At 61.9% G+C, this 26,453-nt stretch carries 29 protein-coding genes and 2 pseudogenes; 20 read left to right on the top strand and 11 right to left on the bottom strand.

Annotated elements, in window-relative coordinates; genetic code table 11:
• Positions 1–73 precede the first annotated feature (73 nt).
• From ACN0X0_RS20275 to ACN0X0_RS20285, 3 genes and pseudogenes are all read right to left on the bottom strand, one after another.
• Positions 74–382, bottom strand: coding sequence for a DUF6522 family protein (locus tag ACN0X0_RS20275; protein WP_417280686.1), 309 nt, complete (start codon positions 380–382; stop codon positions 74–76).
• Complete coding sequence (locus ACN0X0_RS20280) at positions 379–612, bottom strand: hexameric tyrosine-coordinated heme protein (RefSeq protein ID WP_417280687.1); 234 nt, start codon at positions 610–612, stop codon at positions 379–381. Before ACN0X0_RS20280 ends, ACN0X0_RS20275 begins: the two co-directional genes overlap by 4 nt.
• 72 nt (positions 613–684) lie before the next feature.
• Positions 685–1,088: pseudogene (locus ACN0X0_RS20285) on the bottom strand (RrF2 family transcriptional regulator).
• Between the two features lie 87 nt (positions 1,089–1,175).
• On the opposite strand from ACN0X0_RS20285, the gene ACN0X0_RS20290 reads away from it, so the two are divergent.
• The 8 genes from ACN0X0_RS20290 (at position 1,176) to ACN0X0_RS20325 (ending at position 6,233) form a co-directional block, all read left to right on the top strand.
• Positions 1,176–1,631 (top strand): group III truncated hemoglobin, encoded by a 456-nt coding sequence (locus ACN0X0_RS20290; RefSeq protein ID WP_417280688.1) that lies wholly within the window; start codon positions 1,176–1,178, stop codon positions 1,629–1,631.
• 19 nt (positions 1,632–1,650) lie between these two features.
• The gene (locus tag ACN0X0_RS20295) at positions 1,651–2,130 is read left to right on the top strand and encodes a hemerythrin domain-containing protein (RefSeq protein ID WP_417280689.1); all 480 of its coding nucleotides are present in this window, start codon (positions 1,651–1,653) and stop codon (positions 2,128–2,130) included.
• The gene (locus ACN0X0_RS20300) at positions 2,123–2,461 is read left to right on the top strand and encodes a carboxymuconolactone decarboxylase family protein (RefSeq protein ID WP_417280690.1); all 339 of its coding nucleotides are present in this window, start codon (positions 2,123–2,125) and stop codon (positions 2,459–2,461) included. Before ACN0X0_RS20295 ends, ACN0X0_RS20300 begins: the two co-directional genes overlap by 8 nt.
• A complete protein-coding gene (locus ACN0X0_RS20305) occupies positions 2,458–2,838 on the top strand; it encodes a DUF488 domain-containing protein (RefSeq protein ID WP_417280691.1) in 381 nt (126 codons plus the stop codon). Before ACN0X0_RS20300 ends, ACN0X0_RS20305 begins: the two co-directional genes overlap by 4 nt.
• Positions 2,835–3,890, top strand: coding sequence for an NAD(P)H-dependent flavin oxidoreductase (locus ACN0X0_RS20310; protein ID WP_417280692.1), 1,056 nt, complete (start codon positions 2,835–2,837; stop codon positions 3,888–3,890). The genes ACN0X0_RS20305 and ACN0X0_RS20310 overlap by 4 nt, the downstream gene beginning before the upstream one ends.
• Positions 3,877–4,611 (top strand): 5-formyltetrahydrofolate cyclo-ligase, encoded by a 735-nt coding sequence (locus tag ACN0X0_RS20315; protein ID WP_417280693.1) that lies wholly within the window; start codon positions 3,877–3,879, stop codon positions 4,609–4,611. Before ACN0X0_RS20310 ends, ACN0X0_RS20315 begins: the two co-directional genes overlap by 14 nt.
• Entirely contained in the window at positions 4,602–4,955 is a 354-nt protein-coding gene (locus ACN0X0_RS20320) for a cupin domain-containing protein (RefSeq protein WP_417280694.1), read from the top strand. Before ACN0X0_RS20315 ends, ACN0X0_RS20320 begins: the two co-directional genes overlap by 10 nt.
• Positions 4,956–5,270: 315 nt before the next feature.
• Entirely contained in the window at positions 5,271–6,233 is a 963-nt protein-coding gene (locus tag ACN0X0_RS20325; protein WP_417280695.1) for a DDE-type integrase/transposase/recombinase, read from the top strand.
• A gap of 102 nt (positions 6,234–6,335) precedes the next feature.
• Here ACN0X0_RS20325 and ACN0X0_RS20330 read toward each other — a convergent pair whose 3' ends face one another.
• The 4 genes from ACN0X0_RS20330 to ACN0X0_RS20345 form a co-directional block, all read right to left on the bottom strand.
• Positions 6,336–6,548, bottom strand: coding sequence for a DUF1858 domain-containing protein (locus ACN0X0_RS20330; protein WP_417280696.1), 213 nt, complete (start codon positions 6,546–6,548; stop codon positions 6,336–6,338).
• Positions 6,549–6,659: 111 nt separating this feature from the next.
• Entirely contained in the window at positions 6,660–8,015 is a 1,356-nt protein-coding gene (gene hemN, locus ACN0X0_RS20335) for an oxygen-independent coproporphyrinogen III oxidase (RefSeq protein WP_417280697.1), read from the bottom strand.
• Positions 8,016–8,242: 227 nt separating this feature from the next.
• Entirely contained in the window at positions 8,243–8,647 is a 405-nt protein-coding gene (locus ACN0X0_RS20340; RefSeq protein ID WP_417280713.1) for a YbaN family protein, read from the bottom strand.
• A 131-nt stretch (positions 8,648–8,778) separates the two neighbouring features.
• The gene (locus tag ACN0X0_RS20345; RefSeq protein ID WP_417280698.1) at positions 8,779–9,192 is read right to left on the bottom strand and encodes an RrF2 family transcriptional regulator; all 414 of its coding nucleotides are present in this window, start codon (positions 9,190–9,192) and stop codon (positions 8,779–8,781) included.
• A 119-nt stretch (positions 9,193–9,311) separates the two neighbouring features.
• Between ACN0X0_RS20345 and ACN0X0_RS20350 the strand changes: the two genes are divergently transcribed.
• Positions 9,312–9,662 carry a hemerythrin domain-containing protein gene (locus ACN0X0_RS20350; protein WP_417280699.1) on the top strand — a complete coding sequence of 117 codons (351 nt, stop codon included), beginning with the start codon at positions 9,312–9,314 and terminating at the stop codon, positions 9,660–9,662.
• 280 nt (positions 9,663–9,942) lie between these two features.
• Here ACN0X0_RS20350 and ACN0X0_RS20355 read toward each other — a convergent pair.
• Positions 9,943–11,171 (bottom strand): annotated as a pseudogene (locus tag ACN0X0_RS20355) (IS1182 family transposase); the annotation flags it as partial.
• Positions 11,172–11,194: 23 nt separating this feature from the next.
• Between ACN0X0_RS20355 and ACN0X0_RS20360 the strand changes: the two are divergent.
• Positions 11,195–11,563 (top strand): NnrU family protein, encoded by a 369-nt coding sequence (locus ACN0X0_RS20360; RefSeq protein ID WP_417280700.1) that lies wholly within the window; start codon positions 11,195–11,197, stop codon positions 11,561–11,563.
• A 74-nt stretch (positions 11,564–11,637) separates the two neighbouring features.
• Here ACN0X0_RS20360 and ACN0X0_RS20365 read toward each other — a convergent pair whose 3' ends face one another.
• On the bottom strand, positions 11,638–11,949 hold the full coding sequence (locus tag ACN0X0_RS20365) for a carboxymuconolactone decarboxylase family protein (protein WP_417280701.1): 312 nt from the start codon (positions 11,947–11,949) through the stop codon (positions 11,638–11,640).
• Positions 11,950–11,960: 11 nt separating this feature from the next.
• Positions 11,961–12,659, bottom strand: a complete 699-nt coding sequence (locus ACN0X0_RS20370) for a cyclic nucleotide-binding domain-containing protein (protein WP_417280702.1) — start codon at positions 12,657–12,659, stop codon at positions 11,961–11,963.
• A gap of 255 nt (positions 12,660–12,914) precedes the next feature.
• On the opposite strand from ACN0X0_RS20370, the gene ACN0X0_RS20375 reads away from it, so the two are divergent.
• The 10 genes from ACN0X0_RS20375 (at position 12,915) to ACN0X0_RS20420 (ending at position 26,152) form a co-directional block, all read left to right on the top strand.
• A complete protein-coding gene (locus ACN0X0_RS20375) occupies positions 12,915–15,638 on the top strand; it encodes a nitrate/nitrite transporter (protein ID WP_417280703.1) in 2,724 nt (907 codons plus the stop codon).
• Positions 15,639–15,702: 64 nt separating this feature from the next.
• Entirely contained in the window at positions 15,703–19,449 is a 3,747-nt protein-coding gene (locus tag ACN0X0_RS20380) for a nitrate reductase subunit alpha (RefSeq protein ID WP_417280704.1), read from the top strand.
• Positions 19,446–20,972: a nitrate reductase subunit beta gene (narH, locus tag ACN0X0_RS20385; protein ID WP_417280705.1), complete on the top strand. Its 1,527-nt coding sequence runs from the start codon at positions 19,446–19,448 to the stop codon at positions 20,970–20,972. The genes ACN0X0_RS20380 and narH overlap by 4 nt, the downstream gene beginning before the upstream one ends.
• Before the next feature lie 2 nt (positions 20,973–20,974).
• Positions 20,975–21,691: a nitrate reductase molybdenum cofactor assembly chaperone gene (gene narJ / locus ACN0X0_RS20390; RefSeq protein WP_417280714.1), complete on the top strand. Its 717-nt coding sequence runs from the start codon at positions 20,975–20,977 to the stop codon at positions 21,689–21,691.
• An 11-nt stretch (positions 21,692–21,702) separates the two neighbouring features.
• The gene (gene narI, locus ACN0X0_RS20395; RefSeq protein ID WP_417280706.1) at positions 21,703–22,470 is read left to right on the top strand and encodes a respiratory nitrate reductase subunit gamma; all 768 of its coding nucleotides are present in this window, start codon (positions 21,703–21,705) and stop codon (positions 22,468–22,470) included.
• Between the two features lie 5 nt (positions 22,471–22,475).
• Positions 22,476–23,270, top strand: coding sequence for a peptidylprolyl isomerase (locus tag ACN0X0_RS20400; protein WP_417280707.1), 795 nt, complete (start codon positions 22,476–22,478; stop codon positions 23,268–23,270).
• Positions 23,271–23,290: 20 nt separating this feature from the next.
• Positions 23,291–23,860, top strand: a complete 570-nt coding sequence (locus ACN0X0_RS20405; RefSeq protein WP_417280708.1) for a hemerythrin domain-containing protein — start codon at positions 23,291–23,293, stop codon at positions 23,858–23,860.
• A complete protein-coding gene (locus ACN0X0_RS20410; protein ID WP_417280709.1) occupies positions 23,850–24,341 on the top strand; it encodes a carbonic anhydrase in 492 nt (163 codons plus the stop codon). The genes ACN0X0_RS20405 and ACN0X0_RS20410 overlap by 11 nt, the downstream gene beginning before the upstream one ends.
• The gene (glp, locus tag ACN0X0_RS20415) at positions 24,338–25,618 is read left to right on the top strand and encodes a gephyrin-like molybdotransferase Glp (protein WP_417280710.1); all 1,281 of its coding nucleotides are present in this window, start codon (positions 24,338–24,340) and stop codon (positions 25,616–25,618) included. The genes ACN0X0_RS20410 and glp overlap by 4 nt, the downstream gene beginning before the upstream one ends.
• 12 nt (positions 25,619–25,630) lie before the next feature.
• The gene (locus ACN0X0_RS20420; protein WP_417280711.1) at positions 25,631–26,152 is read left to right on the top strand and encodes a DUF2478 domain-containing protein; all 522 of its coding nucleotides are present in this window, start codon (positions 25,631–25,633) and stop codon (positions 26,150–26,152) included.
• An 89-nt stretch (positions 26,153–26,241) separates the two neighbouring features.
• On the opposite strand, the gene ACN0X0_RS20425 is transcribed toward ACN0X0_RS20420, so the two are convergent.
• The coding region (locus ACN0X0_RS20425) for a DDE-type integrase/transposase/recombinase (RefSeq protein ID WP_417280712.1) at positions 26,242–26,453 on the bottom strand (212 nt) is incomplete at its 5' end.

Genomic DNA, 26,453 nt, shown 5'->3' on the forward strand with positions numbered 1-26,453 from the left:
GCATCGACCAGTCGCGCCGAGCGATCGACCGTGACGAGGCGGCGGCTGGCCCTTTCGAGAAGGGTCGCGGGGATCACGATCCTGCCCCCGGTCCGATGTATGCACCGAGTGCGCCCGGATTTTGCGTGACTGTCCTGACCGGAAATGTCGCCCGCGTCAGGATGTTTCCGCCCGTATCCACGATGAACCGGCAGGCGCGGCCGCCGTGGTGAAAGGTCAGACGCCAACGCCCCGCATCCTCGTCCACCCCGGCCTCGCAGCGCGAGGTGACGAAGCCCGAGCGCATCCGCGCCTTGATCTCCTCCTGCGAAAGGCCGAACGCATCCGCCAACAGTGATGCTTCGATGACAAAGTCTTCCGCCCTTCGTTCGACAGTCGTCATGTCGCATCTCTCCAATAGTCGTTGGCCGCAGCCACGGTGGCGAAATGTGTGGCCACCACCTGGCTCGACGCGATCAGCGCATCGGCATTCTCCGCATAGACAGGCCGCAGCTTGTCGCGAACTTCTGCGTCCGGCTGGGTCATCTTGATCGCGAAGCGGGCCATTTTCACGGCGAGGCCATACCCCTCTTGCGGCGTCGCGGTCTTCAGGGTGGGGAGCCAAGTGGTCATCGGGCGTTCCTTCCGTGCTTTGGTTGCTTGTTTCTGATGCCCGCCGACGGCGACTGTCGGACCCGCGGCCCGTCAGCCCGTCGGGATCGGCTCGAGGGCGATATCGGCGAGCGTGGCGCGGTCGAGATCGTGAGGAACGCGGCCTCCGCAGAGCGCATGCGCGCCTTGAGCTGGCAGCGGCCGTCGAGTGTGCAGCCGCCGCCGGTGGCGCTCAGGCATTCGAAAAGCGGCTGGCCCTCTTCCAGCAGGCGCACCACTGCGCCAAGTCGGATGTCCGAGGCCAGCCGGGCCAGCGCCGCGCCGCCGCGGGTCTCGATCAGCCCGGCCCGCGCAAGGCGCTGCATGATCTTGGCAAGGTGGTTGCGCGACAGCCCGAACTCGTCCGCCAGATCTGCGGTCGAGAAGGCGCGATCCGGCGCGCTCGCCATGCGCATCAGCATGCGCAGGCCGTAGTCGGTGAAGGAGGTGAGGCGCATAGCCGCGAACGTCCCGGATGAATTAGTATTTACAATACCTATTAACAGACCTAGGCTTAAATGCAAGATCCAAACCGCGAGGCCGTCATGTCCACCGCCGAACCATCCGAACAGATCGCCACCGCCCGGCCGGAGATGACTGCGGCCATCATGGCGGAAACGGGCTTGGACGAGAGGATCCTACGGGACCTTGTCCATTCCTTCTACGACAAGGTCCGCGGCGATGCGGTGCTCGGCCCGATCTTCGCTGCGCGCATAACCGACTGGGGGCCGCACCTTGAGCGCATGGTCGCCTTCTGGTCTTCAGTTGCGCTGATGACCGGCCGCTACCATGGCCGCCCGGTGCCGGCGCATACGCCGCTGCCGATTGATGGGGCGCATTTCCAGCGCTGGCTGGGACTGTTCCGCGAAACGGCCCACGAGGTCTGCACACCGTCAGGTGCCTTGCATGTCATTGAGCGAGCCGAACGCATCGCCCGCTCACTCCACATCGCGGTCAAGGAGGCGCAGGCCGCCCCCGACGCCATTCCTGCCCTTCGCTGATGAAAGAAAGGATGCCCGAATGTCCGATGCCGCCCCAATCCAAGACGCCGCCGACCTGACGCGCCACATCGAGACGCGGTATCACGCACGACACCGGCAGCAGTTGCAGACCCTCATTAAACTTGCCGAGATGATCGAGGACCTGCACGAACCCGATCATAACGTACCCGAAGGGCTGACCGCCATCCTACGCCGCCTGAACGGCGAGATGGAGGTGCACATGAAAAAGGAGGAGCTGTTGGTTTTTCCGCTGATCCGCTTGGGCACCAACGCACCTCTGGCCGAGCGAACCGCTCTGATGCGTGCCGACCATGACTGCGAAATTGCCAAGATTCGCCACCTGACCGACAACCTAACCCTGCCCGAAGGGGCCTGCACACCCTGGGCAACTCTCTACGAGGGACTGGCAGAGTTCATCGCAGACCTGAGCGAGCATATCCGGCTGGAAAACAACGTGCTCTTCCCGCAGTTCGAGCCTGAAAGCGTTGCCCATGTCTGAACTTCATTTTCCGCAGGCAACCCGCGCCCATGCCGAGCGACGGCACGCTCTTGCACCGGAGGCCGACGACGCCTTCCGCGCATTCTCGAAGGCGGTATTCGCCGAGGGCGCGCTTGATGCCCGCACCAAGCAGATCATCGCTGTCGCTGTCGCCCATGTCACGCAATGCCCTTGGTGCATCGAAGGTCATGTGAAAGCCGCCCGCCGCGCAGGCGCCACGCAAGAGCAGATCATGGAGGCGATCTGGGTCGCATCCGAGATGCGCGCAGGCGCAGCCTTCGCCCATTCGATCAAGGCGCTGGACCTTATGGAGGACGACGCCGCAGGATGACAAACGCGCCGGATATTGACCTCGCACGGGTCTATGACGATCTCGGCAAGACACAAGGTGCTCGGCTGCTGGTCGACCGTGTCTGGCCGCGCGGTGTCAGCAAGGTCGATCTCGACCTCGACGACTGGATCAAGGAGGTCGCCCCGAGCACCGACCTGCGCAAGTGGTTTGGCCACGACGCGGACAGGTGGGAAGAGTTCCGGCGCCGCTATCAAGTAGAACTGGACCATAACGACGAAGCGGTGGAACGCTGCCTTGCCTGGTGCCGCAAAGGCCCTGTTGTCCTGCTCTTCGGCGCGAAGGACCGCGATCACAACCAGGCCGTCGTGCTGCGGGAATATCTGCGCGAGAGACTGGCGCAGGTGAACGCGACATGACGGATGGCCTGTATCCCTCGCTGCACACCCCGCTCTGCGATCTGCTGGGCTGCGGCGTGCCCATCCTGCTGGCTGGCATGGGCGGCGTGTCGCGTTGGGAATTGGCGGCGGCTGTGGCCAATGCAGGCGGCTATCCGACGCTCGGCATAGCCCGCGAGGTGCCCGAGCTGATCAAGCGCGAGGTGCGCGCGCTGCGGGCAGCGACCGACCGGTCCTTCGCGGTCAATGTGATCCCGGCGGCCACCGACCCGGACCTCCTCGACGCCCAGATAACCTGCTGTCTCGACCTCGGCGTCAGGGCCTTCTCGTTCTTCTGGGACGTGGTGCCGTCGGCTGTGGCGCGCGTGAAGGCGGCGGGCTGCCTCGTACTGCACCAGGTCGGAACGGCGCAGGCGGCGCGCGATGCCGAGGCGGCCGGCGCGGATGTGCTGATCGCGCAGGGCATCGAGGCTGGTGGGCACGTTCACGGGCGCATCGGCGCCTTCGCGCTGGCCGCCGAGATCCTGGCCGAGACCCGGTTGCCGGTCGTCGCCTCCGGCGGGATCGTCGATGGACGGGGCCTGGTCGCCGCCCTCGCCATGGGGGCCGCGGGCGCGCATTGCGGCACGGCCTTTCTGGCGACCGACGAATCCTTCGCCCATGACGAACACAAGCGCCGACTGGTGGCAGCCCATGCTTCGGACACGGTTCTCACCGACGTTTTCGTTCTGAACTGGCCACGCGGTGCCGCTGTCCGGGTTCTGGCCAACAGCGTGACGCAAGCGCTCGGCGACCGGCTTCTGGGCCACGACCCCGAGGCCTTGTCGCGAGAGCCCATCGCCTGGGACGATGATGTGGCCCGCCTGCGGTTCAGCACGGACTCGCCCCTGCGCACGACGACGGGAGATCTGGAGGCAATGGCGCTCTATGCCGGTCAAGGCGTGAGCCAGATCACGGACGTCGTTCCCGCCGGTGATCGCTTGCGCCGGATGGCGGACGAGGCGGCAGCCTTGCTGGACCGCTTCCGCTCCGACGGTTGCGGGCACAAGGAGGCACGACATGGCGGAGAATAACGGGTCCGAGGGACGCTACGCTTCCCCGCCCTGCATGGCGGGCGAGATCGCACCCGATTATTTCGATCCGCTGGGCGTCGACCCGGAACAGGCGCGCGATGTCGCGCGCTGGCGCAGGGCCGAGCGGATGCGATTGCGCGCCGAGCGCCAAGCGCTGAGCGTAGAGGTGCGCGGCGCCGTCGGGGTCGCGTTGTCGGGTCACCTGCGCGACCTTCTGGCGGACCAATTCGGCGACATGCGGGAACGCGTCTTCTCGGCCTACTGGCCGATCAAGGGCGAGCCCGACCTGCGCCCCCTGATGACTGATCTGCACGGGACGGGCGTCCGGGTCGCGCTCCCCTTGGTCGAGGTGAAACAGGCCCCGCTCGTCTTCCGCCGCTGGACGCCGGAGACGTACATGGTGCGGGGCGACTGGAATATCCCGGTTCCGCCGCCGCAGGCAGAGGTCGTGACTCCGGAAGTGATGCTTGCTCCGCTTGTCGGCTGGGACCAGGAGGGCTATCAGCTCGGCTACGGCGGCGGCTACTTCGACCGCACGCTCGCGCATCTGTCTCCGAGTCCCTTCGTCATCGGCATCGGCCTTCAAGCAGCCCAACTCACGACGATCTACCCGCAGCCGCACGACATCCGCCTCGACGCGATCGTCACCGAGGAGGGTTTGCAGGTCATGCACTTGCCCGAGCCTGCGGAACAACCAATGGAGGGAACGCGATGGCCCTGAAACATGCCGCCCCAAGCGAGGTCGTCGATCTTCGCCCGCTCGGGCCACAGCTCTCCGCCGCCAGAACGCATGCCATCGTCCGCACATCGAACTTCGAAGCGGTGCGCCTCATCGTGCCTGCAGGTGTCGAGATCCCCTCGCACAGGGTTCCCGGCCGCATTACCCTCCAATGCATCGAGGGGCACGCACAGCTCGGGCTTACTGACGAGACAATCGACCTGCGAGCGGGCAATTGGGTTTATCTCGACGGCAATGAGCCGCACTCTGTGAAAGGGATTGAGGACGCATCGTTGCTTTTGACCATTCTGTTCGAAGCCGAAGGCACGACATCTAACTACAACTAGGAGCGTTGAACCTCGCATAGTCCGCCCGCTCGTGCTTCGCACAAGAGCCAAAATCAGCAAAGAACAACCCAGAATTGCCGATGATATCTTTTCAAATTTCGGTACGTTGAAGCCAGTATGGCGAATTCACGCATACTTTGCGATGATAGCTGTCGCGTAGCCCTTAATCGTGAGATGAGAAAGTCAATGAAATCAACGGTCATCCTTTGCCCTTAAACTTGAGACAGGGTTCATAGGCTTATGCGGCAAATGTCGATGAAAAATGATGGCGAAGACTCAGTTGCCGTTGGTGCTTAAGAGGCGCGCAGGGCGGCGATGCTGGGCCCGCTTGTTCAGGCATTTCTCAAAGGTACTGGCAATCTGGAAAGCGGCGTCAATGATGCCGTTTGGGAATTCGGTGTCAGCAGGGCGACGGTATGGTGTTGGATAAAGCGGTTGGCGGAGGAGGGTGGGCGGACCAGCGCACTGGCTTCGCGAAAACGGGGTCGCCCGACTGGTACGACCTTGATATCCGGCAAGGTAGAAGCGGCGATCGAAGAACATCTTCGCCGTTATTTCTTACGGCGGGAGCGTTCGAGCCTGTTGCGCGTCGTGACAGAAATCCGCAGCGCGTGCTGGCAGCAGGGTTTGCAACCGCCGACGCGTCGGACGGTTCAGCGCAGGCTGGATTCAATGGATGCCCGCGAAGTTGCCAAGGCACGAGAAGGCGCAAAGGCGGCCCGCCAGAAATTTGCGGCCGTCACAGGCGAGAACAAGGCAAACCAGCCACTGGAGGTCGTGCAAATCGACCATACGCCTGCGGACATCATTCTCGTCGACAGTTTTGAGCGCCAACCAATTGGGCGGCCTTGGGTCACGCTGGCGATCGACGTCGCAACGCGGTTGGTAACCGGATATTACACCTCTCTCGAGGCACCTTCGCGTCTGTCAGTGACGCTTTGCCTGACACAGGCGGTGGCCCCCAAGGCGGGACTTCTGGCGGAATTGGAGTGCAATGTTCCTTGGTCCGCACAGGGTATACCGCACAGCATCCAAGTCGACAACGGTCCCGATTTCCGTTCGCATGCCTTTCGGTCGGCATGTGCGAAATGGGGGATCAATCTGGTCTATCGGCCGCCGGGAAGTCCCCATTTCGGGAGTCACATCGCACGGTTGATCGGGACGATGATGGGGGCCGTTCACCTGTTGTCGGCGACAACGCAATCGTTGGTCGCAGCCAAGGGCGACTATGACGCCGAAGGCAGGCCGGCAGCATGCAAGCAGGTCAGAGTATCCTGACCCCAATGCGCGTTTCGACCGATACGAAGCTGTAAATAAACGCAAACTGTCAAGGAATCCGCACCTCGGGGATTTTTGGTGCCCGGTCCTGGCAGAAAGCGCTCACTCAAGATCTATTGCCTGCTTCAACTCTGCCAAAAAATCTTTCTCATTCAGATGGTACTCGGCACAAGCGTTGGCAATCGTGTGGAAGCGGCTTATTGGGCATCCAACACACAGCATCTTGTGGCGGATAAATACGGGGATGGTCCGGGGCCAATGGGTCATCAGATTGGCCAGAGACAAGTCGGCATGGTCGAGTTTTGGTTTGTTCATTGATGCCTCCCTTGAAAACCAGACTATGCGCTGGAACGTTCCAAAGGTAGTGCTCACGCAAACTCGGAGCCCAACGCCACAAGGAGAGCGGATTCAAGACGTCATGGCGTCTCAAGATGCCCGCGAGTAGCGAACACCCTCTGGAACGTGTTGGTCAAGCGTGGAGACGATGATGCGTGTCAGAGATCGACCTTCCGGCGCGATGCTGATGCGCTGTCCAACCAGTCTTGCGAAAGGCTTGAAACGGGTTTCGATGTCTTCCAGGCAAGGCCTGAGCCTGTAGGCGCAGGGGCCATATTCGCTGCTCAGATCCTCCAGATCGAGCGTGAAGTCACACATCAACTTCTCGATCGCGCGCGCATGAAGTTGATCGTCCTCGGTCATCGCGTAGCCACGCGATCCAGGAAAGATCGCTTGCGCAATCCGCTGCTTGTAGGCGGCTGTTGCCGGGGCGTTCTGGACGTACCCGCCCGGAAAGCGCGAGATGGAGGACGCACCAAGTCCGATCAGGGTCTGGCAGCTGTCCGCCGTGTAACCTTGGAAGTTGCGGCGCAAGCGCCCGGTCTCGTGGGCGACTGCAAGATCATCCTCGGGAGTCGCGAAATGATCAATGCCGATTGGGGTCAGACCGGCTTCGACGAACCGCTCTGCGGCGCAGGTGGCAAGCGTATACCGCGCCAGATCACCCGGCAGGGCGCTTTCGTCGATCAGCTTTTGACGTTTCGACACCCAGGGCACATGCGCGTACCCGAACAAGGCGATGCGGTCCGGAGCAAATGTCAGCACCTTGTCGATGGTATCTTCGATCCGTGCAAGGGTCTGGTGTGGCAGGCCGTAGACCAGATCGGTGTTCAGCGAGGTGATACCGGCGGCGCGCAGGTCTTCGACGCAGGCGCGCGTGATGTCGAAGGGTTGCAGGCGGCCGATCGCCTGCTGCACCTCGGGATCGAAGTCCTGAATGCCAATGGACGCACGGGTCATGCCTTCCGCCGCAAGCGCATCGATCTTGGCGCGGTCGACCATCGTCGGATCGATTTCGACGGAAAATTCAAAGTCGTCTGCCGTGGGGAAGACGCTGCGGATCGCCTTGCTCAGTCGGTGGATCAACGGTGGTGGCAGGATCGTGGGCGTGCCGCCACCCCAATGCAACCGTCCCATGCGCAGACCAGCAGGCAGGGTGCCGCGCAGCATCTCCAGCTCTGCTTCGAGGGTCTCGATGTAGCTTTCCACCGGTCCGAGGGTTTGCGTGCCTTGCGTGTGACAGGCGCAGAACCAGCACAGGCGCTCACAAAAGGGAATGTGGATGTAAACCGACACCGGATCATCTGGGTCCAACATCTCAAGGGCCCGCTTCTGAAAAGCCGAGCCGACGTTCGGGGCAAAAACCGCTGCGGTCGGATATGACGTGTAACGGGGCACACGCGCGTCGAAAAGGCCAAGCGCCTTGAGTGAATCTGTATGTTCCATGCATCGATCATGAGCGATTCGAAGCGCTCGATCTTTGCAGTAGATCAAACTTGCAGCCCATAAGATGCATTGTTCTGGCGGCTTCAGGGTTTCAGGATCGCGGGCTCTTCATGTCGATTGATCGCGGTTCACCCCATGGAAGGAGCGGGTCATGTCATCTTTTCCTGTGCAAGTCAGGCGCACCCGGCCTCTGGTTTTTCGGAAAGTCGTGCTGTCTGGCTCGGGACTCAACCCGGTGCGTTGGGCCGGCTGAGGATGAAAGCGGCAGCACTGGTCATGGCGAGCGCCTGGAGGGCAATGAGAGCCGCGCCAAATGCAAGTGCGACGCTGGTGGCCAGCGCCGCGCCCATCATGGCGATCGCGAGTGCCTTGTAGCGCGGTGCGATCGCGCCTCTTGCACGCCATTCTGCGATGATCGGGCCGAACAGGCGGTGCTCGTGCAGCGCACGGGCGAAGCGCGGCGAGCCTTTGGAGAAGGCGAAGGCAGCGAGGATCACGAATGGCGTCGTTGGCAGGAGCGGCAGGACGAGTCCCAGCACGCCTGCCCCGAGTGAGAAGGCACCGAAGACGGTCCAAACATGTCTGGCGACCGGTCCGGGGCCTGGAGGCGTCGAGATGGCGGTTCGAGTCATGGTCTTGCCTGATTGAACTTTCTGGATGTTGAATATGGCGCACATACCACGTGCATACTTATTCTGATAAAAATACTCGGATATTACAAGTAAGTAAACCGCAAGTTTTTCCCGGCCGTTGCCTGGACGTGTTACGCCTCGGCCGGGATATAGACGCAATCGGCCAGCGTGCCGCGGTTCAGATCGTCGATGAACGCCGCTTCCGCGTGGGCCGGTCGCGCCATCAGACGGCAGCGCGGCGTGAGCGTGCAGGCATTACGGCGAGCGGCGAAGCATTCGACCAACGCCTGGTCGCCCTCCAGACGGGCCACCACATCGCCTAACCAGATATCACTGGCGGGCTGTGCCAGCATCGCGCCTCCGCCAGCTCCTCGTCGGGTCTCCAGATAGCCCACACCGGCCAGCGCCGAGGTCACCTTGGCCAGATGGTTGCGTGAAACGCGGAACTCATCGGCGAGTTCCGCAGTGGTGAAGGGCCGCTCAAGCTCGCCCGCCATGCGCATCAACACGCGGAGGCCGTAATCGGTGAAGGAGGTGAGGCGCAAGGTCGCGGCCCTGATTTAGCAACTTAAGTGCGCATTCAGAGGCTGGTATGCGTATTTTTAATACCAATTCGCTGCGGCCCATGCAAGGACTTGGTGATGCGCGAGGGAAAGGGCCTGCGATGGAAGAACTTGCTGATGCCGAAACGGTTACCGACGTGCCGCAGGAGACCGGCGCGCTGATCGACCACATCCTGACGCGCTATCACGAGATGCACCGGGAAGATTTCGCCTCCCTCATGCCGCTGGCTGAACGGGACGAACGCGTCCATGCGGGCGACCCCGAGGCGCCCACAGGGTTGGCTGATGCCATCCGGACGCTGGCCCAGGAGATGGAGGATCACATGACCAAGGAAGAGATGATCCTGTTCCCGGCCATGCACGCGGGCGGTGGTCCAGACATCGAACATCCCATCGCGGTGATGCGGGCCGACCATGACGACCATTCGGAGGACATCGCCCTGATCCGGTGACTCACAAACGATCTGACGTCGCCGGACCACGCCTGCGGCTCTTGGCGGTCACTCTATGGCAGGGCTGCGGCGCTGTTCGATGATCTCGCCGCGCATATCGCGCAAGAGAACAACGTGCTGTTTCCACGCCTCGAGACGCAGTGAGGGGGCCATGCGACTTGCCGGTGTGACAGGTCAGGGGCGCGGCGATACGGATCGGCTTCTGGCCGATTCTGTGGAAAAACTAACGTTTGCGGTCGCAGAAATAGCTGCTCGAAATTCAGCGCGAGCGCCTTTCTTATCAGGCTTTGCGCGTTTGCTGCGATGCAGGAAAGATCTTTGCCAGTTTGCGGAGGTTTTGGGCGGTTGCTGCGAGGAGAAATTCGTCATTTGCGCCGCATGGGCCACGTAGTCGAAGCCTGTTCAGGCCGAGAATACGTTTGAGGTGGGCGAAGAGCATTTCGACCTTCTTCCTAAGCTTCGTCGCAATCGCGTATTCATCCGTTTTGGCCAGATCCCTGGCAACTTGACGGGCATCTTCGTGTTCTTCACGCGTGATCGATCTGGCGTCGGCATTGGGGCAGCACTTCGGCTTGGATGGACAAACCTGACAAGTCAGCTTCAGCGCACGATACTTCGCGGCGCCCTTGCCCGTCGGACCCCGGTTCGGATCGAAATAATTCCGGCGGAACTGCTTGAGCGCGCTCCCCTCGGGGCAGATGTATTGGTCGTTCTGCGCATCCCAGTCGAAATCTGTGCGTGTCCAGGTCCCATCGGGGCGTCCGGCCTTGTCGATCACAGGGATGTAAGGATCGATCTTGCGTTCCACGAGCCAGCCGAGCATTGGGCCTGAACCATAGGCTGTGTCGGCGATCATCCAGTCAGGGACCAGGCCGAATTTGTCTTTCACCCGCGTCAGCATGGTTCTTGTCGACCCAACCTCGGCTTGCCGGATGGAGCGGGTGGGTTCCACATCCAAGATGACACCGTGATCCGTGTCGATGAGATAATTGTCGGAATAGCTAAAGAAAGCAGGGCCTTTGCGGGCTGCTGTCCACTGACTGACGGGATCAGAATGCGAGGTAAACTTGGGCTGCACCTCACTAGCCGCGCCAAATGCGGCCTTATCCAGCGTGTCGAGATACTCGCGCACGGCCCGGGGCGCATCAGCAGGATCGATCTGCTCGGGGTCCCATTCTTCCTTCGGCGTCGAGTTCTGCTTGTTGGCATCGGCTTCCCCTCTCGGGACATTGCTACGCAATGCCCTGCCGGGCAGTGGAACAGGCTGGCGTCGATGGCCATGCGCTGGCCACTGACCAGACCTTCGGCGATGCAACGCGCGACAGTCGTCTCAAACAGGTGGCGCAGAAGTTCGCTGTCGCGAAAACGCCCGTGCCGGTTCTTGGAAAACGTCGAGTGATCCGGGACTGGATCCGCGAGATCGAGGCGGCAGAGATAGGGTAGGTGGGCGGCCCTAGATGGCCGATCATAGCTCCATCTAAATGCCGATTGGAGGAACAACATGGCACATTATGTCGGGATCGATGCGTCCCTTGAAACTGTCAACATTTGCATTGTCGATCATGACGGAACTGTCTGCCTCGAACGCAAACCCGTTCTCCTTTGGTGGCACGCGCAACGAGCTGTTCGACCCGGCAAAACCCCGCGTCGTCCGGTGGTCACGTCACCCGCTGCTTGCCGCTCTGGCGCTTTGGGCGGCGGCCCATGTCGTGCCGAACGGGGATCTGGCGCATCTGATCTTGTTCGGCACCTTTGCCGCATTCGCGTTCCTTGGCGGTCGGCTGATCGACCGCAGAAAGCGCCATGAGATGGGTCCGGAGTGGCAGCGCCTGGTGTGGCTGTCGAAGGCGCGCCGCGCCTGTCCTGGCGCGGGTTGGGAGGCACCCTTGCGCGGCTTGTGACCGGTATTGTCCTCTACGCGACGCTCCTTTGGGTGCATCCCGTTCTCTTCGGCGTCAGTCCGCTTCCTTGATGGTTATTCCTTGATGTCTTCGATCCAGGTCTTCGCGGCGACGGCACGGGGCAGACCAAGCGGGCCGATGGCCAGCATCGCGACCTGCGTCATCGCCGCAGGTTCGATCCCCTCCGATCTGGCGCGCCGGGTGTGGGAGTGCACCGCGCCTTCGGATCCAGCGCCAATGGCAAGCGCAAGTTTGACGAGACGCTTTTCCCGGGGCGTCAACGGGCCACAGTCGGCGCTCGCCTTGCCCAAGGCGGCATAGGCCTTCCAGACATCGGGATATTCCTCGGCGAGGTCTCCGGCGGCGCCAGGCATGGATTTGGTCATCTGTCTGTCCTTCAGGTTGAAAAGTTATCAATCAGTGGATTGGGTTTTGCGAAATGCTCAAGGTCCGCCTGATTGCCGATGGTGATGCGGGTGCCGGACACGGCCACACCATAGGGCTGCAGACCCTTGAAAGCGCGGCTGAGGTTTTCGGGGGTCATGCCTAGCACCGAGGCCAAGCGGCGCTTTTCGAAATCAAGCTCAAACACGGCCCCGCCGCCCGCCCGTCTTTGTTGGCGCAGCAGATGATTCGCGAGCCGCTCGAGCGAGGTTCTGAGCTTGAGGTCCTTCTGGGACTTGATGACGGAGCGATAGCATTGTGCCAGCTCCGTGACGATGGCGCGGGCAAAGTTGCTGTCAGCGTCGAAGATCGCGCGCACATCCTGACTAGGGATCAGCGCGATTCGGCTTTTTTCCAGTGTGCGCGCCGACATCAGATAGGGCGCATCCTTGATGGTTGCGGCGAGAATGAAGGTCGAGATGGGGCGGACCGTCGCCATGCTGGTATCCCGGCCATTCCAGGTCGAAAACAGATCGACCGAACCCGAAATGACAATGTGAAGAAAATCGCTCGGCTCTCCTTCAGTGATCAATTCGATCTGGGCCGGGAAATTCTGAACATAGGCGCCCCGCATCAGGGATGTGAAATGATCATCCGCCATCTGCGAAAAGAGATTCAGTTGTCGAATGTCCCGGTATTCTGAATCGGGCATGCCATCCCCCCTGATTTCATGCGCTTAACAAATATCATCAGATCAATTGATAAAAGTCAATCTTTCAGTTGACCTTCGCCGCGGCGGTCTTGATCTGTCACCGACCAGCGGATGACATATTTCTGTAAGCCATTTATTTCGTTATTCTTTTTGAGGTTTCGTGATCTAGATCAAGTCATGTGCGCCGCTCCGGCCTCAGGTTTGGCTTTGAACCCCACGCAGGGGTGAAAGACCAAAATTGCCGGAGATCCTGCCATGCAGACCCAAGCCACAGCCTCGCGCGCCGATCAGACACGCGCCTTGAGCCTGAGCACGATCGCCTTTACCGCCTGTTTCGCGGTCTGGACGATCTTTTCCATCATCGGTGTCGCCATCAAGGCCGAGCTTGGTCTGAATGACACCCAATTCGGCCTTCTGGTCGCGACGCCGATCCTGACCGGGTCCATCACCCGCCTGTTCCTCGGCGTCTGGACCGAGAAATACGGCGGGCGGCTGGTGTTCTCGGCTCAGATGATCCTGACAGCACTGGCCACATGGGCGCTGACGCTGGCCGACAGCTACATCATGTATCTGATCGCGGCGCTCGGCATCGGGCTGGCGGGCGGATCGTTCATCATTGGTGTGGCTTATGTCAGCCGCTGGTATGACGCAGGGCGTCAGGGCACGGCGCTGGGTATCTTCGGCGCGGGCAATGTCGGCGCGGCCGTCACCAAGTTCGTTGCCCCCTTCGTCATGGTCGCTTACGGCTGGCATGGTGTGGCCTATGTCTGGGCGGGCGCGCTGGCGATCATCGGCGTGCTGTTCTTCTTCCTGGCCAAGGATGATCCCCGACTTGTCGAACGCCGCAGGACAGGCACCAAGGCCCCGTCGCTCGCGCAACAGTTCGCGCCGCTGAAGAACCTGCAGGTCTGGCGATTTTCGCTCTACTACTTCTTCGTCTTCGGTGCCTTCGTCGCGCTGGCTCTCTGGTTGCCGCATTACATGATCGACGTCTACGGCATTGACGTGCGTTTCGCGGGCATGGCGGCGGCTTCTTTCAGCCTCTCGGCCTCGTTGTTCCGAGCCTATGGCGGGGTCCTGTCCGACAAGTTCGGCGCGCGGTCCGTTATGTACTGGACCTTCGGGTTCAGCATGCTGTTCCTGTTCATGTTGTCCTATCCGCCGACCGATTACATCATTGCGGGCAAGGACGGCCCGATCGCCTTTTCCACACAGATGGGTCTGTGGCCATTCATCGTCACGCTTTTCGCGCTTGGCTTTTTCATGAGCTTGGGCAAGGCGGCAGTGTTCAAGCACATCCCTGTTTACTATCCCAACCACGTCGGCGCAGTCGGTGGCTTGGTCGGCATGATCGGCGGCCTTGGCGGTTTCGTGTTGCCTATCGCCTTTGGCGCGCTTCTGGACCTGACGGGCATTTACACCTCGTGCTTTGTGCTGCTGTTCGTTCTGGTCGCCATCGCGCTGACCTGGATGCACCTGTCGGTCCGGGCGATGGAGCGCGCAGCCCATGGCGAGGTGCTCGACCGGCTGCCGCAACTGCCCGAAATGCAGGATATCCATCACCCCGAGCGCACGGCCATGCCGCGCGTGATTGAGGATTGGCGTCCCGAGGATGCGACCTTCTGGGCTGACAAGGGCCGGGCAGTCGCGCGCCGCAACCTGTGGATTTCCATTCCTGCGCTGCTACTGGCGTTTTCGGTCTGGATGGTCTGGTCGATGGTGATCGCGCGCCTGCCGGCCATCGGGTTCAACTTTGCCCCCGAACAGCTGTTCTGGCTTGCCGCCTTGCCGGCGCTGTCGGGGGCCACGCTCCGCATCTTCTACGGCTTCATGGTGCCGATCTTCGGCGGAAGGCTCTGGACGACAGTCTCGACCGCATCGCTGCTTTTGCCCGCCATCGGCATCGGCTACGCCGTGCAGAACCCGGAAACCCCCTATTTCATCTTCCTCGTGCTGGCGCTGCTCTGTGGCCTCGGCGGGGCCAACTTCGCCTCTTCCATGGCCAACATCGGCTATTTCTTCCCCAAGGCGGAAAAGGGCAACGCACTGGCGCTGAATGCGGGCCTCGGCAATCTGGGCGTCAGCGTCATGCAGTTTCTGGTACCGCTGGTCATCACCGTGGGCGTCTTTGGTGCCATGGGTGGCGCGCCGCAGGAACTCTCTGACGGCGGGCAACTTTGGATGCAGAACGCGGGCTTCGTCTGGGTGCCGTTCATCCTAGCGGCCACCATCGCGGCCTGGCTGGGCATGAACGACATCGCCGATGCCAAGGCCAGCTTCGCCCAGCAATCGGTGATCTTCGGGCGCACCCAGAACTGGCTGATGTGCATCCTCTATATTGGCACCTTCGGCAGCTTTATCGGCTACTCGGCAGGCTTCCCGCTCCTGAGCCGGATCGCCTTTCCCGAGATAAACGCGCTGCAATATGTCTTTCTTGGTCCGCTGGTCGGCGCGCTGAGCCGCGCCGGCACGGGCTGGGTTTCCGATAAGTTCGGCGGCGGACGCGTCACCTTCTGGGTCTTTGTGGGTATGATCACCAGCGTGCTGGCCGTCATTCTCTCGCTTCAGGCGGGCAGTTTTGCGGGTTTCTTCGCCGGCTTCATGGCACTGTTCTTCTTCACGGGGGTCGGCAACGCCTCGACCTTCCAGATGATCCCCGTGATCATGGGCCGCGAAGTGCCGCGCCTGATGCCGCAGCTGACGGGAGCCGACCGCGCGCGCCAGATCGCGATGGAATCGGGCGGGATCGTCGCCTTCACCAGCGCGATCGGGGCTTATGGCGGGTTCTTCATCCCCAAGGCTTACGGTTCGTCCATCGCCATGACAGGAAGCCCCATCGGCGCGCTGTGGCTGTTCCTGATCTTCTACGTCCTGTGCCTTGCTATCACCTGGGTTGTCTACACGCGCCCCGGCGGCCTTTTGCACGACATCGAACACGGACGGGAGCCTCAGGGCTCCGCCGCCCAGCCCGTAAAATGACCCAACCGATTTTCCGGACGGCGCAGGTCGTCGTCCGGGCCCAGACACCCGAAAGGACAGCCCAATGAGCCATCTGCTCGACAAACTGAACTTCTTCCAGAGCAAGGAACTGGAGCAATTCTCGGACGGTTGGGGTCAGACCACCCGCGAGGATCGCGGCTGGGAAGACACCTACAGAAACCGCTGGCGGCACGACAAGATCGTGCGCTCGACCCACGGGGTGAACTGCACCGGGTCGTGTTCGTGGAAGATCTACGTCAAGTCCGGCATTGTCACCTGGGAGACCCAGCAGACCGACTATCCCCGCACGCGGGCGGGCCTGCCCAACCATGAGCCGCGGGGTTGCGCGCGCGGCGCGTCCTACAGCTGGTATCTCTATTCCGCGAATCGGGTGAAGAACCCGCTGATCCGGGGTGCCCTGATGCGGGCCTGGCGCAAGATGCGCGAGACGATGACGCCGGTCGCCGCCTGGGCCGCGATCCAGAACGATCCCGTCTTGCGGGCATCCTATACCAAGACGCGCGGCAAGGGCGGTTTCGTGCGGGCAAGCTGGGACGAGGCGACCGAAATCGTCGCCGCCGCCAACGCCTATACCGCAAAGACCTACGGCCCCGACCGGGTGTTCGGATTCTCGCCGATCCCGGCCATGTCGATGGTCAGCTACGCTGCAGGCTCGCGCTACCTTTCGCTTCTGGGCGGCACCTGCATGTCCTTCTACGACTGGTATTGCGACCTTCCGCCCGCCAGCCCGCAGACTTGGGGCGAGCAGACCGACGTGCCAGAATCGGCCGACTGGTACAACGCGGGCTTCCTGATGCTCTGGGGCTCGAACGTGCCGCAGACGCGCACGCCCGATGCCCATTTCTATACTGAGGTTCGCTATCGCGGCACGAAATCCGCCGTGGTCAGCCCCGATTATTCAGAGGCGGCCAAGTTCGGCGACATCTGGCTGAACCCGCAGGCGGGTACCGATGCGGCGCTGGCGATGGCCATGGGTCACGTGATCTTGCGCGAATACCACCTCGACCGGCAGGCTGAGTATTTCGAGGAGTATGCCCGCAAATACACCGATATGCCCATGCTTGTCCGGCTGGACGAAAAGGACGGCCACCTTGTCCCGGGCCGGATGCTGCGTGCTGACGATTTCGACGGCAAGTTGGGCGAGACCAACAACCCCGACTGGAAGACTGTGGCCTATGATGAGGCCTCGGGCCAGATCGTTGCCCCCAATGGGTCCATCGGGTTCCGGTGGGGCGAGGAGGGCAAGTGGAACCTTGAGCAACGCGCCAAGGGAACGGATGCCCAACTGCGCCTGAGCCAGATCATGGATGGCGACCATGATGAGGTTGTGGGCGTCAATTTCCCCTATTTCGGCGGTGCTGCGACGGGCGACTTCGTCAAATGCGACCACCCCGAGGTCCTGACCCGAAACATTCCTGCCCGCCGCGTGACACTGGCCGACGGGTCGGAAGCCTTCGTCGCCACCGTGTTCGACCTGTTCTGCGCCAACTACGGGCTGGACCGGGGCCTTGGTGGCACTTGGGTGTCCAAGGATTTCAACGACGACAGCCCCTACACCCCGGCATGGGCCGAAAAAATCACCGGCGTGGAGCGCGAAAAGATCATCGCGGTGGCGCGCGAGTTTGCGGGCAATGCCGAAAAGACCCATGGCAAATCCATGGTTATCCTCGGGGCCGGTCTCAATCACTGGTATCACATGGACATGGCTTACCGTGGCATCATCAACATGCTGGTGATGTGCGGTTGCATCGGCCAAGAGGGCGGCGGCTGGTCGCATTATGTAGGGCAGGAAAAGCTGCGTCCGCAGACCGGCTGGCAGCCACTGGCCTTCGGGCTGGACTGGAACCGCCCGCCGCGTCACATGAACGCGACCTCGGCCTGGTATGCCCACACTGACCAATGGCGCTATGAGACATTGAGCGCAGGCGAAATCCTCTCTCCGACAGCGCCCGAAGGCGACTGGGACATATCCCTGATCGACTACAACATCCGCGCCGAACGCATGGGCTGGCTGCCGTCCGCCCCGCAGCTCAAAACCAACCCGCTGGAGGTGTCGAAAGCGGCGAAAAAAGCCGGCAAGGACATTCCCGCTTATGTCGCCGAACAGCTTAAATCCGGCGATCTGCAGATGTCGTGCGAAGACCCGGACGCCCCGGGGAACTGGCCGCGCAACCTGTTCGTCTGGCGCTCGAACCTGCTGGGGTCCAGCGGCAAGGGGCATGAATACTTCCTCAAGCACCTTCTGGGCACCGATCACGGCGTCATGGGCAAGGACCTGGGCGAGGAAGGCGGCGTGATGCCGAAGGAGGCCGTCTGGCATGACGAGGCGCCCAAGGGCAAACTCGACCTGCTGGTGACCATCGACTTCCGCATGTCCACTACCTGTGTCTATTCCGACATCGTGCTGCCGACGGCCAGCTGGTATGAAAAGGACGACCTCAACACCTCCGACATGCACCCGTTCATCCACCCGCTTCAGGCGGCGGTGGACCCGGCCTATGAAAGCAAATCCGATTGGGAGATCTTCAAGTCGATCGCCCGGAAATTCTCGGAAGTCGCGCCCGAAGTGCTCGGCGTGGAAACGGACATCGTCCAACTTCCGCTGCTGCACGACACTCCCGGCGAATTGGCGCAGGCCCATGTGAAGGACTGGAAGAAGGGCGAATGCGACCTGATCCCCGGCAAGACCGCGCCGAACTACATCGCGGTCGAGCGGGATTATCCCAACCTCTACAAGAAGTTTACTTCGGTCGGTCCGTTGCTCGAGAAACTCGGCAATGGCGGCAAGGGGATCAACTGGGACACCAAGGTCGAGGTCGGCCATCTGCGCGACCTGAACGGCGTGGTGCTGGACGAGGGCGTGTCGAAAGGCATGGCCAAGCTCGACACCGCCATCGACGCGGCCGAGATGATCCTGATGCTCGCCCCCGAAACCAATGGCGAAGTGGCCGTGAAGGCGTGGGAGGAGCTGGAGAAGCCCACCGGCCGCCACCATGCCCATCTGGCCGAGGGCGCGCATCACACCAAGATCCGCTTTCGCGATATCGCGGCACAACCGCGCAAGATCATCTCCAGCCCCACATGGTCGGGGATTGAGTCCGAAGAGGTCTGCTATAACGCAGGCTACACCAACGTCCATGAGCTGATCCCGTGGCGCACCCTGACGGGGCGCCAGCAACTCTACCAGGATCACCTGTGGATGCGCGCCTTTGGCGAGGGCTTCGTCAGCTACCGCCCGCCGGTGGACCTGAAAACCATCACCAAGGCCGTCAACAACGACGCGGCAGAGGGCAGCCCGCATGTCGTGCTGAACTTCATCACGCCCCACCAGAAATGGGGCATTCACTCCACCTATACCGACAACCTCTTGATGCTGACGCTGAACAGGGGCGGGCCGGTCGTCTGGATGTCCGAGATCGACGCGCAAAAGGCGGGCCTTGTCGATAACGACTGGGTAGAAGCCTACAACATCAACGGCGCGCTGACCGCGCGGGTGGTGGTGAGCCAGCGGATCAAGCAGGGCACACTGTTCATGTACCACGCGCAGGAAAAGATCGTGAACACGCCAGGATCAGAGAAAACCGGCCATCGCGGCGGGATTCACAACTCGGTCACCCGCACGGTTTTGAAACCTACGCATATGATCGGCGGCTATGCGCAATTGTCCTATGGGTTCAACTATTACGGCACCGTGGGCAGCAACCGCGACGAATTCGTGATCGTGCGCAAAATGAAGAAGGTTGATTGGCTGGATACGCCTGCAACCCAGAAAGTGGAGGCAGCAGAATGAAAGTTCGCGCGCAAATCGGCAAGGTGCTGAATCTCGACAAATGCATCGGGTGCCATACATGTTCTGTCACCTGCAAGAACGTCTGGACCAGCCGCGAGGGTGTGGAATACGCTTGGTTCAACAATGTGGAAACCAAGCCCGGCACCGGCTATCCCACCGATTGGGAAAACCAGAAGCGCTGGAATGGCGGCTGGACACGATCGAAATCGGGTAAGCTGCACCCCAAACAAGGCTCTAAATGGCGGATCCTGGCGAATATCTTCGCCAACCCCAACATGCCTGAGATCGATGATTACTACGAGCCGTTCGATTTCGACTATGACCACCTGAAATCCGCGCCCGACATGAACGCCTTTCCCACCGCGCGCCCCCGGTCCAAGATCACCGGCGAGCGAATGGAAAAGATCGAGAAGGGCCCGAACTGGGAGGAAATCCTCGGCGGCGAATTCGCCAAACGCTCGCAGGATTACAACTTCGAGAATATCCAGAAGCAGATCTATGGCGAGTATGAAAATACCTTCATGATGTATCTGCCGCGCCTGTGCGAGCATTGCCTCAACCCGACCTGCACGGCCTCCTGCCCCTCGGGCGCAATCTACAAGCGCGAGGAAGACGGCATTGTCCTGATCGACCAGGAGAAATGTCGCGGCTGGCGGATGTGCATTTCCGGCTGCCCCTACAAGAAGGTGTATTACAACTGGGAAAGCGGAAAATCCGAGAAATGCACTTTCTGCTATCCACGCATCGAGAGCGGTCAGCCAACGGTTTGTTCGGAAACCTGTGTCGGGCGAATACGCTATCTGGGCGTCATCCTGTATGACGCCGACAAGATCGAGGCGGCGGCCAGCAGCGAGCGGGAAACCGACCTTTACGGCGCGCAGCTTGACGTGTTCCTTGACCCCAATGACCCCGAGGTGATCGCCGCCGCCCGCCGCGACGGTGTGCCGGAGGATTGGATCGAGGCAGCCAAGGTCAGCCCGATCTGGAAGATGGCGATGGACTGGAAGGTCGCCTTCCCGCTGCACCCCGAATACCGCACCCTGCCGATGGTCTGGTACATTCCGCCGCTGTCGCCGATCCAGAACGCTGCACAGGCCGGACAAATCGCGATGAGCGACCAGATGCCCGACGTGCGCAGCTTGCGCATTCCGGTCAAGTACTTGGCCAACATGCTGACGGCAGGCGACGAGGAACCCATCGTTCATGCGCTGGAACGGATGTCGGCCATGCGACTCTACATGCGCGCGCTCAGCGTGGACGGCGTGCGTGACGAGGGCATCGCCGCTCGGGTCGGCATGTCGGGCCGGATGATCGAGGACATGTACAAGATCATGGCCATCGCCGACTACGAGGACCGTTTCGCGATCCCCACCGCGCATCGTGAACAGAACGAGGCCGGTGCCGACATACGTGGCGGCTGCGGCTTCACCGACGGCAATGGTTGTTCCACCGGCGAGACGGGCAAGACCAGCCTGTTCGGCGGCAAGAAGAAGTCCTTTGCCCTTCCGCTGGAGTCATTCTGATGATGGACCGTACACTCAAGGCGCTGTCACTGACGCTGAGCTATCCGAGCGTCGAACTGCAAGACGCCATGCCCGAGATCGGGGCCGTTCTGGCCACCGATCCCCGCATCGCTCCCGATACGCGGGCGGCGCTGCAAACGCTCACTGATGGGTTGGGGCGGGGTGATCTGTTCGACGTCCAGGAGAGTTATGTCATGATCTTCGACCGCTCGCGCACCTTGTCGCTGAACCTCTTCGAACATGTCCACGGCGAAAGTCGGGACAGGGGCGGCGCAATGGTCAGCCTGATCGAAACCTACCGGGAGGGCGGATTTGAGCCCGCCACCACGGAACTGCCTGACCACCTGCCGGTGCTCTTGGAATTCCTGTCGACGCGTCCCTTCGCAGAAGTGCAGGAAACCTTGGCGGACGCGGCCCATATCTTCGACGCGCTTGCCACCCGTCTGGTGCGGCGCGAGAGCGGGTATGACGCCGCGTTCGTCGCTCTTTCCCAGCTAGCCGGTGCGCAATCCGACGCTGACGCCGTGGCGGGAATGCTGGCGCAACCGGATGACGACCCCACCGACCTTGAGGCGCTCGACGCGGTTTGGGAAGAGACCGAAGTCACCTTCGGCCCCGATCCCAACGCGGGCTGCCCGCAGGTGCGCGACATGCTGGCGCAGATGGATGCCCCCAAACGCCCCGGCCCCCAACCCGGCCCAGGCCTGGCTGCTGAATAGAGGACAAGACAATGCACAATTTCCTTTTCGGTATATACCCCTACATCGCGCTTTCGGTTCTGCTGCTTGGCTCGATTGCCCGTTACGAACGGGATCCGTTCACATGGAAAACCTCATCGAGCCAGCTTTTGCGGCGGCGACAGTTGATAATCGGGTCGGTGTTGTTTCATATCGGCGTGCTGGTGATCTTTTTCGGTCATCTGGTTGGCTTGCTGACTCCGATTGTGGTTTTTGACACCCTCGGGATCAGCCATGCCGCCAAACAGCTTCTTGCTGTTGTTGCGGGCGGGATCGCCGGTGTCATGGCGATGGTGGGCGGGCTGATGCTGTTCCACCGCCGCTGGATGGACCCACGCATTCGCAAGACGTCAACCTTCGCGGATATCGCCATTCTGGCGCTTCTGTTGGCTCAGCTTGCGCTGGGGCTGGGAACCATCTTTGTGTCGGTTGACCATCTGGACGGGCATGAAATGACCAAGTTCATGGCTTGGGCGCAGATGATTTTTACCTTCCGGTCTGGCGCGGCAGAGCACATCGCCGATGTCGCGCTGGTGTTCAAGATGCACCTCTTCCTTGGTCTGACCATCTTCCTCGTCTTTCCGTTCACGCGGCTGGCGCATGTGATTTCGGGTTTCTTTGCCCCGCTGCGCTACTTGTTGACGCGGCCGGGATACCAGATCGTGCGCTCGCGCCGTCGCCGCCCGCTAGAAGAACGTCGCCGGGCCTATGACGCACGGCAGGGCAAGACTGACCCCAAAACCACCACACCGGCGGAGTGAGCACGATGAACACGGCCCTTTTCCCCGATGTTGTCGTGAACGGCGAAAACATTCCCTCGGCGGCCATCGCCGCCGAGGCACAGAACCACACTGCGCCCAAGGACAAACCAGGCATCGCCTGGCGCAAGGCGGCGCAGGCGCTCACGATCCGCGCCCTGCTGCTACAAGAGGCGCGGCGGCGCGGGCTGGTGCCCGACCCGATTGAGCTGGCACCTGGACGCTTCGAAACCGAGGACGAGTCCCTGATCCGCGCCCTTCTGGACGAAGCGCTGACCATCGCGCCCGTGACGGAAGACGCGGTGCGTGCCGAATGGGCGAAGGGTCCAGACCGCTATCGGTCCGCACCGCTCTGGGATGTCTCGCACATCCTGTGCGCCTGCGACCCGCGCGACGAAGAAGAACGCGCCGCAGCCGAGGTGCGGGCCAAGGCGCTTTTGACGCGGCTGGATGGCGACGCTAAGGGCTTTGCGGCGGCTGCTCGCGAAAGCGATTGCGACTCCAAGGCGTCGGGCGGGCATCTGGGTCAGCTTGGACCGGGCGACACCGTGCCCGAGTTCGAGGCGGCACTGCGCAGCCTGACCGAGGGCACCATCAGCGCAGCACCCGTTCTCTCACGTCACGGCTGGCACATCATCCGCCTGAACGCCACCGCACCTGGGCAGGTTCTGCCCTATGAGACTGTCCACCCCAAGATCGCGCAAGCGCTGGAAAAGGCGGCCTGGGCGAAGGCATCACGGGACTTCGTCGAAACTCTGGCCCAAGGCGCAAAGATCACCGGCTCAAGCCTCGCACCGATCTGAACCCCGCGAAAGGACGCGTTATGCAACCGTCAGAACCAGCGCGGCGTGGGAGCGGCGATAAACCGACAAGCCCGAGCCTGCTTGGAAATCCTCTGGATTTCATCAGCGAAGACCACCTGCGCGAACGTCAGGTCTGCGCGGTCATCGACGGGTTGGCCACGGCGGACGCCCTCGATCGCCGATCGGCCACAGCGGTGCTGCGCTTTCTGAACGAGGAACTGAACGTCCATCTGCGCGACGAGGCAGAGGATCTGTTCCCGCTTCTTGCTCGGCGCTGCACGGAAGAGGATGCGATCGAGGGCACGATCGACCGGATCAGGACCGATCAGGATGAGGCAATGCGTCTGCTGCCTCAGGTGCGTGCGATGCTGGCCGGTTGTCTCGATAGCGGGGCCAACCTCACCGTCGAGGAGCGCGCAGTGTTGTCCACGTTTGCGGGGCATGTGCGCCGCCACCTGGTTGCCGAAAACGCAATCCTCATGCCGATTGCACGCGCCAGGCTGACCCAGGCCGATCTGCGGACCTTGTCGAAACACATGCGGTCACGACGCGGGCTGCCAGATCTCCCGGAGACCCCAAATGCTGAATGATCTTCTGACGCACAACATGGCGTGGTCGAAACAACGCCACGCCGAGGAACCAGACCACTTCGCTTGCCTTACCGCCCTCCAAGCGCCCGAGTTCTTCCGGATCGGTTGTTCGGACAGCCGGGTTCCGGCCAACGTCGTCGCGGGGCTCGATCCGGGCGAGGTTTTTGTCCATCGCAACGCCGCAAACATCGTTCATTTCTCAGACATGAATCTACTGTCGGTGCTGGAATCTGCGGTCGATGCGGTGGATCTGGGGCGCGAGTCCGGCCTTGAGGCGCGGTGCGATCGACTGACCGAATGGAGCGTGATCGAAGGCGTCCGGCGCGTCTGCGAAACGCCGATCCTGCAAAGGGCGTGGGCCCGCGGCACCATCGTGCGCGTGCATGGCCTGATCTACGGCCTCAACCTGCGTGACCTCGATTGCAGCTTCGGGCCTGGGCATTTTCAGACCATCCATTCCACACAGGAGGCAGCGCAATGACACTTCAACAGGCCATCGCGTCACCGGGCTGCGGCTGTGACCGCCAAGACATGCTCCATTCTCTGATCAGCATCGACGAGGCCCTTGCTCGGATTGCAGCGCATGCAGTGCCAGTCGGCCGAACTGAGGCCGTCCCGCTCGACAGTGCCGCTGGCCGCATTCTCGCCCAGCCGGTCAGGTCCCGTTCCATGGCACCATCCTTCGACAATGCGGCGATGGATGGTTATGCGGTCGCGACATCGGTCCTGACGGGGCACGGTCCTTGGGAACTGCGGGTGGTTGCGCGAGTGCCCGCCGGGCAGGAGACGACGACATTGGTCGCGGGGGCCGTGGCGGCCCGAATATTCACGGGCGCGCCGATCCCGGGTGGTGCGGACGCTGTCGTAATGCAGGAGGACGTCCGGCGGGACGGGGACGTCATTCACCTGTCCCGCCGTCCTGTCCCGGGCCAGAACATCCGCCTTGCGGGCAGCGACATGGCCAAGGGCACGATGGTTCTGGACAAGGGCCGCAGGCTCGCCCCCCGGGACATCGCCGCCTGTGCGAGCGCCGGCGCCGGCATCCTGCGGGTGCAGCGCAAACTGCGCGTGGCCCTGCTGGTCACCGGCGACGAGCTGCGCGGCACGGGCACCGCGCGCGAGTCTGCACAGATCTGGGACGTGAACACACCGATGTTGACAGCAAGCCTCACACCTGTTGGCGTTGAACTTGTCGCCTCAGCCCATGGTGCCGACAGTCTTGCGGGCCTTGTCCGCCAATTGGGTGACATGGCGGCACAGGCCGATCTAGTCATCACCACGGGTGGCATTTCGGTGGGAGAAGAAGATCATGTGAAGCCCGCCTTTATGGCACTCGGGGGCGAGGTCCTTTTCAGCGGCGTGGCAATCAAACCGGGCAAGCCGGTGTCGGTCGGGCGTATTGGGAACGCGCATTGGCTTGGTCTGCCCGGCAATCCGGTGTCTGCCTTCGTCACCTGGCAGGTGTTCGGAATGGCGCTTGTCCGCGCCCTGACCGGCGAGGGGACAGGTGCCCCGACCCGGCGGCACGTCGTGACCGCAAGCGAAATCCACCGCAAGCCCGGACGCTGCGAACTCCGGCCCTCCACGCTGGCCGGGTTCGATGCCCATGGCCGCGAGATCGTCCATTTCGAGGATGCCACCCATTCGGCCCGTGTCGGGCTACTTTCCCTTGCGGACGGGTTGATGTTTTTGCCCGCCGATACCGAATGCCTGCCAGCCGGTGCGCTGGTCGAATTCCAACCTTTCTGCCAATCCTGAAGGAGCCCGGATATGAAACTTGCCTACACGATGGCGCCGGGACGCGGCGATACGGATTTTGTGCTTGAGCGGCTGGCAGCGGATCTCGCGGCCCGGGGCCTCAGATGCTGCGGCACCGTCCAGATCAACAGCGAGCGCCCAGACGCAGGTCCCTGCGACATGGATGTGCGGGTGTTGCCCGATGGCGCGGTCTTGCGCATCAGTCAGGATCTTGGTCCGCAAGCGCGGGGGTGTCGCCTCGACCCTGCCGCGCTTGAAACGGCCGTCGGACTGGTCGCGACTGGCCTGTCAGCCGGCGCGGACCTTTTGATTGTCAACAAGTTCGGTAAACACGAGGCCGAGGGGCGAGGGTTTCGCGACGTGATCGCCGAGGCGGTCGCGATGGATATCCCCGTTCTTGTCGGCCTTAATGCGCTCAACCGACCGGCCTTCGAGAGTTTCGCGGAAGGGCTGGCAATTCAACTGCCGCCTGATCCCGCTGCTCTGATGGCGTGGGTGGAGGACGTGACAACGAAGGTTGACGAGCCGGTCTAAGAGCAGCCGATCATTGCGCTCTGCTGCCCGTCCTCGGGTTCTGTCGCAAATTTTCAGCGGGGTTGAGTGCAGGCTTTCGCTGGACATAATTATGCTGTGAGGCCAGCAAACTGCCGGAATGCGGTGTGACCGTTGGCAGGGATCTGACCCTTTCGGATCATGTGCGCGGCCTCGATGCCGGCGATGGCGGGATGGAAGGCGTTGAAACCCATCATCGGGGCGGTAATCCGCTTGATGAAGCGATGGTCCTGCTCGAGGATATTGTTGAGGTATTTGACCTGTAAGACCTTGATGGTCTTTC

This window comes from Celeribacter sp., from assembly GCF_048270365.1.
Taxonomy (GTDB): Bacteria; Pseudomonadota; Alphaproteobacteria; order Rhodobacterales; family Rhodobacteraceae; genus Celeribacter.